Source organism: Oceanibaculum pacificum, from assembly GCF_001618175.1.
Lineage (GTDB): Bacteria > Pseudomonadota > Alphaproteobacteria > Oceanibaculales > Oceanibaculaceae > Oceanibaculum > Oceanibaculum pacificum.
The window spans coordinates 40,965-53,419 of sequence record NZ_LPXN01000024.1 but is presented as its reverse complement, the minus strand read 5'-3'; the positions used below and the strand labels follow the sequence as shown (position 1 = coordinate 53,419).

General features: G+C 62.7%; 14 protein-coding genes. 8 read left to right on the top strand and 6 right to left on the bottom strand.

Annotated elements, in window-relative coordinates:
• Nucleotides 1-27: 27 nt before the first annotated feature.
• Nucleotides 28-294 carry a hypothetical protein gene (locus tag AUP43_RS18890; protein ID WP_157089200.1) on the bottom strand — a complete coding sequence of 89 codons (267 nt, stop codon included), beginning with the start codon at nucleotides 292-294 and terminating at the stop codon, nucleotides 28-30.
• A 67-nt stretch (nucleotides 295-361) separates the two neighbouring features.
• Between AUP43_RS18890 and AUP43_RS02745 the strand changes: the two genes are divergently transcribed.
• Both AUP43_RS02745 and AUP43_RS02740 read left to right on the top strand, forming a co-directional pair.
• Nucleotides 362-1,927, top strand: coding sequence for a Fic family protein (locus tag AUP43_RS02745; RefSeq protein ID WP_067552334.1), 1,566 nt, complete (start codon nucleotides 362-364; stop codon nucleotides 1,925-1,927).
• Nucleotides 1,928-2,058: 131 nt separating this feature from the next.
• Nucleotides 2,059-3,021: a replication initiator protein A gene (locus tag AUP43_RS02740; RefSeq protein WP_232314860.1), complete on the top strand. Its 963-nt coding sequence runs from the start codon at nucleotides 2,059-2,061 to the stop codon at nucleotides 3,019-3,021.
• 549 nt (nucleotides 3,022-3,570) lie between these two features.
• Here the strand turns inward: AUP43_RS02740 and AUP43_RS02735 are convergent.
• Nucleotides 3,571-3,750 (bottom strand): hypothetical protein, encoded by a 180-nt coding sequence (locus AUP43_RS02735; protein ID WP_067552328.1) that lies wholly within the window; start codon nucleotides 3,748-3,750, stop codon nucleotides 3,571-3,573.
• Nucleotides 3,751-3,818: 68 nt separating this feature from the next.
• Nucleotides 3,819-5,798 carry a type IV secretory system conjugative DNA transfer family protein gene (locus tag AUP43_RS02730; RefSeq protein ID WP_067552325.1) on the bottom strand — a complete coding sequence of 660 codons (1,980 nt, stop codon included), beginning with the start codon at nucleotides 5,796-5,798 and terminating at the stop codon, nucleotides 3,819-3,821.
• Between the two features lie 503 nt (nucleotides 5,799-6,301).
• On the opposite strand from AUP43_RS02730, the gene AUP43_RS02725 reads away from it, so the two are divergent.
• Nucleotides 6,302-7,210 carry an ArdC family protein gene (locus tag AUP43_RS02725; RefSeq protein ID WP_198154802.1) on the top strand — a complete coding sequence of 303 codons (909 nt, stop codon included), beginning with the start codon at nucleotides 6,302-6,304 and terminating at the stop codon, nucleotides 7,208-7,210.
• Between the two features lie 31 nt (nucleotides 7,211-7,241).
• On the opposite strand, the gene AUP43_RS02720 is transcribed toward AUP43_RS02725, so the two are convergent.
• Genes AUP43_RS02720 through AUP43_RS02710 form a run of 3 tightly spaced genes read right to left on the bottom strand, consistent with a single transcriptional unit; the run spans nucleotide 7,242 to nucleotide 8,381 of the window.
• Complete coding sequence (locus AUP43_RS02720; protein ID WP_067552318.1) at nucleotides 7,242-7,622, bottom strand: hypothetical protein; 381 nt, start codon at nucleotides 7,620-7,622, stop codon at nucleotides 7,242-7,244.
• On the bottom strand, nucleotides 7,619-7,990 hold the full coding sequence (locus AUP43_RS02715; protein ID WP_067552315.1) for a hypothetical protein: 372 nt from the start codon (nucleotides 7,988-7,990) through the stop codon (nucleotides 7,619-7,621). Before AUP43_RS02715 ends, AUP43_RS02720 begins: the two co-directional genes overlap by 4 nt.
• A 10-nt stretch (nucleotides 7,991-8,000) precedes the next feature.
• Nucleotides 8,001-8,381, bottom strand: a complete 381-nt coding sequence (locus AUP43_RS02710) for a DUF995 domain-containing protein (protein WP_157089199.1) — start codon at nucleotides 8,379-8,381, stop codon at nucleotides 8,001-8,003.
• A 212-nt stretch (nucleotides 8,382-8,593) separates the two neighbouring features.
• Between AUP43_RS02710 and AUP43_RS02705 the strand changes: the two genes are divergently transcribed.
• The 5 genes from AUP43_RS02705 to AUP43_RS02690 all read left to right on the top strand — a co-directional run bounded on the left by AUP43_RS02705 (nucleotide 8,594) and on the right by AUP43_RS02690 (nucleotide 12,368).
• Complete coding sequence (locus tag AUP43_RS02705) at nucleotides 8,594-9,178, top strand: tyrosine-type recombinase/integrase (protein WP_067552311.1); 585 nt, start codon at nucleotides 8,594-8,596, stop codon at nucleotides 9,176-9,178.
• Nucleotides 9,179-9,396: 218 nt separating this feature from the next.
• A complete protein-coding gene (locus AUP43_RS18885) occupies nucleotides 9,397-10,563 on the top strand; it encodes a hypothetical protein (RefSeq protein WP_198154801.1) in 1,167 nt (388 codons plus the stop codon).
• On the top strand, nucleotides 10,520-11,092 hold the full coding sequence (lepB, locus tag AUP43_RS02700; protein WP_084462481.1) for a signal peptidase I: 573 nt from the start codon (nucleotides 10,520-10,522) through the stop codon (nucleotides 11,090-11,092). Before AUP43_RS18885 ends, lepB begins: the two co-directional genes overlap by 44 nt.
• The gene (locus AUP43_RS02695) at nucleotides 11,089-11,526 is read left to right on the top strand and encodes a hypothetical protein (RefSeq protein WP_067552304.1); all 438 of its coding nucleotides are present in this window, start codon (nucleotides 11,089-11,091) and stop codon (nucleotides 11,524-11,526) included. Before lepB ends, AUP43_RS02695 begins: the two co-directional genes overlap by 4 nt.
• Before the next feature lie 2 nt (nucleotides 11,527-11,528).
• Nucleotides 11,529-12,368: a hypothetical protein gene (locus tag AUP43_RS02690; RefSeq protein ID WP_067552302.1), complete on the top strand. Its 840-nt coding sequence runs from the start codon at nucleotides 11,529-11,531 to the stop codon at nucleotides 12,366-12,368.
• The last annotated feature ends 87 nt before the right edge of the window (nucleotides 12,369-12,455 follow it).

The window sequence follows — 12,455 nt, the reverse complement described above, 5'->3', positions numbered from 1 at the left end:
CAGGCTCATAACCTGAAGGTCACAGGTTCAAATCCTGTCCCCGCAACCAAATAAACGCTGATTAATCAGCGTCTTACGAAAAAGCCCCGATCTCCGGATCGGGGCTTTTCTCGTTTTTGGCACATTCTTGGCACACTCAGACCCAAGCTCCTGCCGCCAGCGGCAACGAATCTCAACAGCTCGATAGTCGTCGCCGATCATCGGCAGCAGCGGCTCACCCCCAAAGGGCTGCGCGTCAGGGTCTGCTGAGATTTTATATTTCATGCGGAAAGGCGTTGAAAAATCAATTTTCATGGCTCATCATCGAAATTCACGGAAGGCAACATTCATCAACAAGCCTCAGGGGCCGTCAGCAATTTTCATGAATGCCGAGCCACAGCACCAATTCTCAGGGCCGGTCAGCGTTTTTCACGACCGACGCCTGCCCGAGCGGGCGACACCCGCCGGCTATGCGGCGCTGATCGGCGCCTACGCTCTGGCTGTACCCTTGCCGGCCCGGCTCGCAGCCATCGGCGAGAAGCATCGTGTCTTCGAGGCCGAAGCCTGGCGGCTCTTCACACCGCGCCACGCGCCAGAACCGACTTTGGAAGGCCACCTCGTCTTCGCCCTCAAATATGAGGGGCTCGACCTTGCCGTCCTGCGCCGTCTCTTTCTGGCAACCGGGCCGGAGGCCATCGCCCAATTCGTCCGCGCCAAGCCGACCAGTGCGTATGCCCGCCGCCTTTGGTTTCTCTACGAATGGCTGCTGGGCAAACGTCTCGACCTCGCGGATGCCGACAGGGGCAGCTATGTGCCGGTTGTCGATCCCGAACAGCAGTTCGCCACCGAAGGCGTGCTCTCCCAGCGTCACCGCGTCCGCGACAACCTGCCCGGCACGCCGGACTTCTGTCCCCTGGTCTTCAAGACAGAGCGCCTCCAGGCCTTCGTGGCGCGCGGTCTCAAGGAGCAGGCGCTGCAAGCGGTCGCGGCCGTTCCGAAAGACGTGCTCGCGCGCGCAGCAGCCTTCCTGCTGCTTAAGGATTCCAAGTCGAGTTACGCCATCGAGGGCGAACGCGCACCGCAAGACCGCATCCAGCGTTGGGGCCGCGCCATCGGCGAAGCCGGTCAGAAGCCGCTCGACCTCGACGAGCTGCTGCGTCTTCAGCGCATCGTCATCGAGGACGCCCGATTCGTCAGGATGGGATTGCGGACGGAAGGCGGCTTTGTCGGGGAGCATGACCGCGACACGATGGCGCCGCTTCCCGATCACATCAGCGCCAGGCATGACGACCTCGCCGTGCTGATGAACGGCCTCATTGCCTTTGCAGGTGGAACGGCCGGATCGCTCGACCCCGTCATCGCTGCCGCCGTCCTCGCTTTCGGCTTCGTCTATGTCCATCCCTTCGAGGACGGCAATGGACGGTTGCACCGCTATCTCATCCATCATGTCCTGGCCGAGCGCGGCTTCAACCCGCCGGGCGTCGTGTTCCCGGTCTCGGCCGTGATGTTCGACCGGATCGCGGATTACAAGGCGGTTCTGGAAAGCTACTCGGCCCGCATGCTGCCGCTGGTCGCGTGGGAGCCGACCGCGAAGAGCAACGTCCACGTCCTCAACGACACGCTCGACTTCTACCGTTACTTCGACGCCACGCCGCACGCCGAGTTCCTGTTTGAATGCGTGGCCCGGACCATCGACGAGGATCTCCCGCGCGAAGCGGACTTCCTTCGGCGGCACGATCTGTTCAGGGCGGAGGCCACCGCCATCGTGGACATGCCGGATCGCCTCCTCGACCTTCTGTTCCGCTTCCTGCAACAGAATGACGGCTCTCTGTCGAAGCGGGCGCGGGACAACGAATTCGCCGCCTTGCGGCCGGAGGAGCTGCTTGCACTTGAGGCCAGCTACCGGCGTCTTTTTGACGGCGAGGCCGTGTCTTCGGGTTCCCAGTGAACCCAATCGGCGCAGTCAGCGAAGTGCCGGAATGCGCCCGAGATCAGCGCAGCGGAAAAATTTCCGCCGTGTAAGAATCCGCCCATGGTAAATTACTAGACAGACATCAACCAAAGAGGTGCTGCTATCGAATGACGGTCGCGCGTCCGCCAGCGATGATCATTGAGTCCTGTTCCCTCAAACAGGCGCTCAATCGTCTGGGCGAGACCCTCGAACAGGCAGCACCGCGTTCTTCAATGCGCCCCGCGCCGGCGAACGACAACCAGCCGGACTTCTTCGTTCCCTCGCTGTACGACATCCCGGTCAAGGACGGGGTCGATCTGATGGACGTCGCCGTCTTCAGGTTGTCCAAGCGCCATCAGCGCAAGGGCGATGTGCTGCGATACCAGCTTCACGGCGCCCAGGTCGAAGTGACGGCAGGCGGTTACGGTATGGCCTCGGTCTGGGATTACGACCTGGTGCTGATGTGCATCTCGCACCTGGCTGAAGCCGTAAGGCGTCATCGCGACGGGAAAGGGAAGCCTCCCACGCGCACGTTCCGCCCGCACGTCAAGGAGGTGCTGAAGTTCTGTCGGCTCAGTGATGGCGGCCAGCAATACGAGGCCGTCGAGAAATCGCTCGACCGGCTCAAGAACACCACCGTCAAGATCACGCGCACCAATCGGAACGCAAAGCTCAGGGCAACCGCTGGCTTCGGCCTGATCGAGACCTATAAGGTGATCAGCCGAACCGATACGGGCTGCGTTTCCACGATCGAGATCGTCATCCCCGAGTGGATTTACGAAGCCGTCGTGACCCACGACAACCCGCAAATCCTCACAGTGAACCCCGACTATTTCCTCATCGATAAAGGACTGGCGCGCTTCGTCTATCGCCTCGCGCGGAAAAGCGCCGGCACCGACCGGGCGCGCTATCTGTTCAAGACCATCTACGAACGCAGCGGCAGCGCCGCCAGCTTCAAGGAGTTCTGCCGGATGATGCGCCAGATCGTCGTTGCCAACGACCTGCCGGACTTTCATCTTGCCGAGGAAGTTGGCAAGGACGGCCCCATCCTCTGCATGACGGCTCGCGCGCTCCTCGCGCGGGTTGCCTGACGAATCCCTGTCAAATCAGACGACGAGACCTCAGGCTCTTGAGCGGTCGGTGTGTAATGTACGGATACGGCCCGTTGCCGCCCGATCCTGTGGATGATGCCGTACATTACACACCGGAACCCGTACATTACCCACCATTTTCCGTACATTGCCCACCATTTTCCGTACATTGCCCACCATTTTCCGTACATTGCCCACCATTTTCCGTACATTGCCCACCATTTTCCGTACATTGCCCACCATTTTCCGTACATTGCCCACCATTTTCCGTACATTGCCCACCGGGTGTTTCGCGGAACCGCCCGGATTGCTTCGGGATTTGGGCGGTTAGCCCGGCCTAAAACTACTTAAAACAGATTCTAAAACACCTAAAACGCATCGGCCTGTGGATAGAGCGCCGCAATCGCGGCGCAATACGAATTGCATGGAACGCGCTTTGCCGGACACCGAGGCGAAGCTGCGCCATCGGCAAGGGGCTCCCGAAAGGGGCGGAGTGGTGAACTCCGTTCCTCACTTCCGCTCAATCGACGGCAGGACTGCACCGTCGGTTCAGGAGCCCTTGCGGGTTTGCCCGCCCGCTTCCCGGCGTGCGCGCTTTTCAGCCTCGATCCGGTTTCTCTCAGCGTTGAAGGAATCGGCGTACCTTTTGCGCATCAGCCAGAAGTACAGCCCGACCACCACCACGCCGAGGACGATGATCGTCGTCAGGTTTTCATTTATCCATCTCATCGGCACTGTCCTTTCTTGTGGCGGTTCGGTTTTGAAGGGGCGTGTGGCGCGCTGGGAGCCGCTTCTGTTCATTCGTCGAAGTTTGGAGGAGCCGGAGGGCGGCGCGGCGGCTCGGATGATTCCACGGGCCGCTCAGGCGTTCTGGTAATCTCATCACGGCCGATGCTTGTGGGGGAAGCCGGTGGAGCCGCAGTTTTGCGCGCGCGCATGCGCGCTTGAAGGGCTGCCAACTCCGCCTGGTATTCCGCGTCGCCCGCCAGGTCGGCGTCGGCGGTCGGCGGTTCTTCCGGTTCTGGTTCTGGTTCTGGTGCCGGCGGCGCTGCTTCGGGCCGCGGCGCGCGGATGACCTCGTCGCCGAACTCGGCTTTCTTGGTCTTGACCCACGCGCGCAGCTCATCATTCGCGTAGAAGGGATCGTACATCGTGGCGCGGATTAGATGGCCGTCCTGGACAATCACGCACTCATCCCGGAACTCCTGCCCCATGAGCTGCTGGGGCGAGGCCACCCAGTCCTCGCCGCCCCAGATGTCCTTCCGCTTGCCGAGGCGGTCGGCGATATGGTCCGCCGTATTCTTGTCGTTCGGGCGGAAATAGATCTGGCAGCGGCAGTTCGCGATGAGGCTTCTCCACTTCGGATAGACCTCTTCGAGCTGGGCCATGTCTTGCGTGAACAGCCATAGGCGGATGCGATAGCTCCGCGTGATCGCCACCGCATCCTCGATGATGCGCATGTAGCCGAGCTGTGGCAGCTCATCGAGATAGAACATCATCGGCCAGTCGAGATACCTCTCTGGCAGATTCTTATCCTCGGCATTGCCCTCATCCAGCATCTTGCGGACGCGGATCGCCTCGCCGAGGTGCTGGCCGAGCAGGACGCGCATCACCGAGCGCATCGCCGACATCCGCTCCGGCGAGACCACCAGGTAGATTGTCGCTGCGCTGCCGCGCGTGACGCCGCCGTCCTGCCGTTGATGCCAACCGGGCGCGCGGCCTTCCTTGGCCGCGAAGGTGACGCTGATGTTGTCGCGCACGAGGATGTCCTCGACCGACCAGCCCGGCGTGGAGGTGGAGGTCACCGCCATCACATCATCGGACCGCCAGATGGCGAGTTGCGTGCGCAGGGACGTGGCGATCGAAGCGCGCAGCGCCTCTGACTGGGTCTCGATGATGTTGCCCAACTCGCGCAGCCGCTCATCCTCGGCCGCCTGTAGGTCTTCAATCATGTCATTGAGATCGGCCTTGCTCATGGCGAGCAATCGGCACACCTCGCGCATGTTGCGCCGTCCAGGCGGCCTGCGGCGCTGGACGTAGAAGATGAGGCCCGTGAGCAGGTCGCGAGCGGCATCGTCCCAGAACGGCTCCTTGCTCTGCGGTATGACCAGCAGTTCGGCAAGCAGCCGGGCATCGTCCCAACCCTTCACGCGGTCGAGCGGGTTGTAGCAATCGGAATCCGGCTCACCCGGTGCCCATTTGAAGACTTGCCCGAACAGGTTTCGGCGCCACGCCGTCGCCTTGTAATTCTCACCCTTCGGATCGAGGACGATGGCCGGTCCCTCGAACTCCAGCAGCGTGCGCAGGATGAAGCGCTGCCCTTTCCCCGAGCCCGTCGGCGCCACGGTCAGCAGGTGGCCCTCACCCTGGAACCACAGAGGTTCTCTCGCCCGCTCGCCATTGCCGTCGAATGTCGGCAGGTAGGCCAACTCCAGAGCGTCCATCGGGAAGGGGGCGTTCTTCGGGATGACGATACCCGAACCCACCAGGTCTTCGGCTTTGGCCCAACTCTCCGACTGGCCGGCATACCGAAGACGCTCGCGTTCCTCCTCGGATAGCTGCGGGAAAACGACCCGCCGCAGTACCCGCCGGGCCTCTTCCTGGTCGCCGCTGTAAACCGCCTTTCGGAAGGTGATCCTGTCAACGGAATCGATGTTGCTCGATCCCTCGACCACCCGCACGGCATCCCGCCACATGCGGTCCAGGCTGGCGAACATCTCCTGCAGCAGCTCTGGGTCTGACTTTCTGCCGTTCCCGAACCAATTGCCCCAGACCATCTCACCCCCTGCCGCTAACCGGTGTCCTCCTTGCTGACATTCGGTTGTACCCCGATTTTCCCGATCTTCCTACGCTCAGGCGCGGCCTCGGCTGAGCCCCGTTTAGGGCCGCTCATCGTCAACTGCCGACTATCGCGGGCGGCCATAAGTCTCTGACGCCGCTGACAGGAAGTCATCGAAGTCTCCATTAGCGCGGCCCTGCTTCCTCTTTGGCGGGGTCGTTCTGTTTCTGGGCAACGTGCTTCCCGTTGGCGCGCTTCCTCTCCTTGTCACCGCCCGCAGCCCACGAACCGTCCTCATGGGTTGGCTGACCTGGCAGGGGCGCCAGGTGGCGCAACGGCGTCCGGTCAGTTTCTTGGGCGCTGCGCTACAACAAACAGCCCTCCCGCCGTCTTCCGTTCCTCCAGCCCTGTCGGGTGCGCCGCCCGTCTTGCCCCTGCCTCTCCGGTCGCCATCGGACGGCCGCGATGGGCGCGGTCGCCGGCAAGACAAGGAGAGGAACGATGACCGCACAACGCTTCGACGTTTACACCCAGGTCACGAACAACATCATCGCCGCCATCGAGGCGGGTGCGGGCGGCTGGCAGATGCCCTGGCACCGCAGCGGCGAGGGTCTGAATCGCCCCGTCAATATCGACACCGCCAAAGCCTATCGCGGCATCAACGTCGTCAGCCTCTGGGCCGCCGGCCAGGCCCGAGGCTTCACGACCGGCACATGGGGCACCTACCGCCAATGGCAGAACAAGGGCTGCCAGGTCCGCAAGGGCGAGAAATCCAGCCTTGTGGTCTTCTACAAGGAGCTGGACGTGGAAGAGCAGAACGCCGAGACCGGCGCGACCGAGCACGCCACGCGCCTCATGGCCCGCGCGAGCTGGGTCTTCAACGCCGACCAGGTGGACGGCTACGAGGCCCCCGCGCTCCCCGAGCCCAAGGACCCCGTGCAGGTCATCGACGCGGCCGAGCGCTTCGTCGGCGGCACCGGCGCCATCGTCCGCCACGGCGGCAGCCGCGCCTTCTATCGTCCGTCCGACGACATCATCCAGATGCCTGAGCGCGAACGCTTCCTCGGCACCGGGACCAGTTCGGCGACCGAGAGCTACTACGCCACGCTGCTGCACGAGCTGACCCACTGGACGGGTCACGACCGCCGCTGCGATCGCCAGTTCGGCAAGCGCTTCGGCGACGACGCCTATGCGATGGAAGAACTCGTGGCCGAGCTGGGCGCGGCGTTCCTGTGCGCCGACCTGGGCGTGACGCTCACCCCGCGTCCGGACCACGCCGCCTACATCGACAACTGGCTGAAGGTGCTCAAGGCCGACAAGAAGGCCATCTTCACCGCCGCCTCTCAGGCAGCCAAGGCCACCGACTTTCTCGGTGGCCTGCAATCCGCCGAAGCGGAGGAGGCGGCCTGACGGCCGCCTCTACCTCTTCTGGCTCTATGGTTCACTGGCGGAGCGCGACCATGGTTGAACAATCACGGTCGCCTCGGAAGTAGCAGCGCTTGGTCTCGATGCCCAAGCGGCTCGGCAGATTGCCGCACGCCGTACCGACGAACAGCACGCTGAAGCGGCTTTGGCCATTGGCGGGGATGTTGGAATCCCCGCCATGGATGCTGCGCCGTTCGCCCGCTGTCAGGTCGAACTCGATCCGGCGCAACTCCGCGCCTTCGTTGTTCTTGAGCGTGCCCTTGATTTCGCAGGATAGCTGACCGCCCGGATACACGTCGCGACGCTCCGTCACGGTCAGCTCCACCTTGCCGCTGTCGCCGCAGGCAGCAAGCGCTGTCACTGCGGCGATGGCAAGAATGCTGGCGCGGATGTTCATGGCTTCCACACCAGCTTGTCGTTCTCGAAGAAGATCACGCAGGGGTTCGCCGCGTTGTACTCCGGCTTCTTCTGGCAGCTCTCCAGCGCTTCCTTCTTCACCTGCTCCATCGACAACTGTCGATGCCAACGCGCGCCATAGGCGCCGTCCTTGGACACGGCGAACGCCTTGGGCTGTTCGGCGGGCGCATAGCGCTCCAGGAAGCAGCTCACGCAGGTTTTGGCTCCGCCCGCCTGTTCGAGCGCCGGAACGGCAGCCTTGTAGGCGTCCTGGGCGAGGGCGGGCGAGCCGCCGCCGACCAGAAGCAGGGCGGTCGCGGCGACGAAAAGCTGCGGCGCATGGCGCCGCACAGTGTTGATGATGGTCATGGGATTCTCCTCAGCGAAGATAGGCCGGCCAGTACCGGCCGGAGCGGTCGTGCCAGTACCGGTAGCCGTCGCCGTCGCGGTAGAAGGTGTAGCAAGTCCGCAGTCCCGAACCGGCGTTGGACGTGCAGAGCACGCCATCGTCGCCGATCTGGTACGTGCCGTTCGCGCTCATCCGGTTGTCGGCGTAGCGGTAGGAGCCGTCCTTCGCGAACATGAAGGTGCCTTCGCCTTGGCTCCACTCGCGGTCGATAAAGGTGCTGCGGACCTGATCCGCCGTCAGCCGATTGGCATTGTCTGCCGCCGTGGTCTGGCAAGCCGTAAGCGCGAGCGCCACCAGCATGCCGTTAAGCGCCGCGAGAGCGCGGCGCCGAGAGTGAGGGACAATCAACATTTGAAACCTCCTGAGCAGGGGTAGAAGAACGGCGCCGATCGACCTGCACAGGATGGTGTCGTCACTAATTTGCGTTGCCCCTGTGCCACAGGCCCTCCGGCAAACCGAGTGACAGAATGGGCAATACTGTCGCTCGCTCGGGCGGCCCTGCGTTACGATTCGGAAGCTGAAACAGCCACGGAGGGACGGCCTTCATTCACGCGCGAGGCACTATGGATTGGAGCCTGTTCGACCCGACGGGCCACCGCAAATATCTGACCGCCGCCGAACGGCGCGCGTTCATCAAGGCCGCGATGGGTCAGGCGCCTGAGGTCTACACCCTGTGCCTCGTTCTCAAGGACACGGGTTGCCGCCTATCTGAGGCACTCGCCCTGACGGCCGACCACATCGACACTCGGACAGGCACCATCGTCTTCCGAAGCCTGAAGAAGCGTCGCTTGGGCGTGCATCGTGCGGTTCCGGTGTCCCCAACGCTCTTGAGCGAACTGGAACGAGTACACGGCCTGCGCAGGCTTCAGGATGCACCAGACGGCGGCGCGTCAGTGCGGTTGTGGCCGTGGCACAGAATGACTGGGCATCGGCGCGTGAAAGAAGTGATGGCGGTTGCCGGTGTTCACGGGCCGCATGCAACGGCGAAGGGTTTGCGCCACGGCTTCGGCGTCGCTGCGCTGGAACGTGGCATCCCCATTACGCTGCTCCAGAAATGGCTCGGTCACGCCAAGCTCGCCACCACGGCGATCTATGGCGATGTCGTCGGGGCGGAGGAGCGCCGAATGGCGCGGAAACTCTGGGATTAGCAGGGATTTTTGACGCTTGATTTCTGTGACGGAATTGCCCATTCGGTCACAGAGGGGAAGAGGCCGGCTTCGCTGCTCGGCTCGGGCGAACATCATTCGCGGGAGGTCAGCTACGACAGGCATTCGCCCTTGGCCGGCCAAACGTCAGTTTGATGCAGCGCGAAATTTGTGGCCGACCGCATAATCAAAAGTAAGAACAACAAAAGAGGTTGCGACTGGTGATTTTGGTTTTGAGCAAAGCATTTCAGCGCGGGTGCGCTGCCCAGGCATTTTCAAAAAGATTGACGGCTTTCGGTTTCCTTCTTGCATCGGCCGGTGCATGCCCTGGCTTCATTCCTGATGCTTCCGCTCAGTCGAAGTTCTTCGTCACACCCGGCCGCGGCGGCGGAGAGAGTGCAAAGGGGATGGCTATCATCCAGTTGCTCCTTGAAGAGAACAAACTGCGAAAGGAAGAAACGACCGAGAACCGTGGGAGCATCGAAGCCCTCGATCTTCGCGTTGGAACCACCGAAGACGATATTTCAGACCTTCAGTCAGAGATGGAGGACATAGAGCCACACGCCAAGGAGGCGCTCAGTGCCTGTGCCGCTTCCGGCAAAGTGTTGCATTGGGATGGCGGATCGTGGGTTTGCGCCAACGAGGCGGACCCGACGGTGGGCGTCCATTCACGGGCGACCCACACGCCGCCCTTCTGTCATGAAACGAACGCCAAGCTGATCTGGTCGGTTGAAGGTGGCGGAAGCTGGAAGTGTGCTGCCGACCAGAAGGGCGATGGATCGGCCTACATCACCTCGGAAAGCGACCCCACGATACAAAGTGTCTCGGGCGGGCGCCTTTGTTACGGAACCGGCGCGAAGATTGCCTGCGACAGCGCGGCGCCAACGCTGAACGCTGGCACTCTAAGTGTGAACAGCCTGGCAGCGTCTGGAGACATTACCGGGGCGGCTGCGCACTTTACCGGTGCCGTAAGCGGTGCCCTGCCGACAGCAACCAATCACCTTGCGACAAAGGCCTACGTGGATAGCGCTGTCGTGGCGGCAGGTGGTGGCGGCGGTTCAGCGTCGTTTCCCCAGTGCGCGATTACCAATAGCATGTATGCGGGCTCGGATCTCGGAGGACTGGCAGGCGCCGATCTGAAGTGCGCGGCTGAACTGGGCACTGGGTTTCGACTAGCGTCGGTCGGCCACATGGGCCACTTCGCTGCTCGTACTTCCAACGCTCAAGGACTAGGGCTGGGTTGGTGTGGCGACTACTGCATGAGTGGAGAAGCCAAAGGGAAGCGCTGTGATGTAAGGGGCACAAGCACTGGTCTTATGAACGTCACGATATTCTCATCAGACTATGCGTGTACGAGTGCTGCTCCCCTACTGTGCTGCAATTTCTAGGACGCGGGGAATGGCAAGTCCCCTCCTAGCGGTACCATTGGCCTTGGTCTTGGTAGCGTCCAGTACAGAGCATGCGGCATGGGCGGGCTGTGAAGCGCGTGCGATGCGGGTTCTCGGTACGTCGCTGGAGCCGCGCATCCATAATGGTGCCACTGTGGATGCACTCATCGGTGAGGACTGTGCATTCAGGACCACGAAGGGGAACATCCTACTGTTCGTCAGCGGTGCGCAATCCATCCCGCTTGCGAAAGTCGTAGCCGCGGAACCTGGCGACAGGTGGTCGGTCGGGGCCGATGGCGGCATCATCGTCAACGACGAGCCGTTGCGGAACAGCGCAGGCGCGCCGTATCGCCTCACGGCCGACCGCTCCGCCCTGCTGCGGCTTTACCAGACGGAATATGCCGGCGTCATTCCCGAAGGCACCTACCTGCTGATGGGGGAGCGCCCCGACGGCTCGCTCGACAGCTCCCAGCTCGGGCTTGTCCACCGGAAAGACGTGATTGGAAAAATAGAGAGGGTACATGAGTGAACGCGGCTGCCTCTGCATTGCTTACTGTTTTTCTGGGCGTTTCCGCTAACGCGCAGACACTGACGACGCGCGGCCAGGACCCGGTCCTGACCAATGCGCAACAGGACCACAAGCTCGACCTGCTGGATTCCTTGACCTCGCGCCTCGTGGAGGCGATCGACCAATTGACGCCCCGGGTCGATCAGGCCGAGGACGTTTGCGCCGGCAACGCCCGGCGCCTGACGGTGAATGCGGCCGACCTCGATCAGCTCAGGGCGACCCTTCAGGCCATCCGTGGCGAGGTTAGTGCGGCGCGTGCGCTCAACGACAAGCTCAATGCAACGGTCAAACAGTGCGTCCAGGAGCGGGACGGCTACTACCGTGCCTATGTGGCCTGCACCAACAATCCGCCATGTCCCACCGTTTCCTGTCCCCCTACGACGGGGAGGCGCTGACCATGTGGACCTGGCACCTTGTACTTTCAGTGACGGCTTTCTTTCCCGCCCTCGCACCCGCCGCTGCGCTGGCTCAATCGCAGCCTTCGACGCAACGCGCCGGCCAGATTATGCCCACCGGCACTTTCGCGATTGACGATACCCAGGGGCAGACAATCCAGCATCTGTCCGTATTGGCGACCCAACAGACGGGCCGGGTCGTCCGGTTGCAGACGGACCTTGATGCGGCGTTCCGGGAGGGGCGGGCCGTGGCGCTGGCACTGTCGAATGTCGAGACGGAGGCGGCGCTGACGCAGGAAGAAGCTGCCCAACTCCTGTGCGACATCAAGGCCGTTCGCGGGGAACCCTGCACCGCCCAAACGGCGCGGATCACTTGTACGGGCAGCGCAAGCTGCCGTCAGTGGGTGTCGTCGTTGAGCACGGGCGAACAGTTCATCCTCACCGAGGTGGAACGGCGGCAGATACTCGATGCCATGGGGTACGACTTCATCACCGGAGACCAGCGTGTATTCGACTACCGCACCGCCGACCCGGAGGTGGCTGCCCTGTGGGACAAGCTCGTTAAAGAGGTTCTGGTCAGCCGCCAGAACGGCGAGATCGGCACGGGCAAGGTGAGCAGTACGCAGGCAGTCACTGGCGCGACGTTTTCCGACCGCCAGGTCTGTACCGGTGAGGCCTGCGAGCACACCCTTACCCGCGCCGAGCGGGAGGAGGTGGCCAATCGGATGGGATTCGATGGCGCCTTCGGCCTGGGTCGTTTCGAGGAGTGGCGGAACGCAACACCAGCACGGCAGGAAGAGTTCCAGCGCCTAGTGGATGAGATGGGGCGTTCTGCACGCTGATTGGAGAGGGGGAAGGTCTTCCCCTGCCTGCAACCGCCTGCGGCGTTTTCCGTCACCCCTTCGAGCGGGGATACCCCCAGGCTGTGC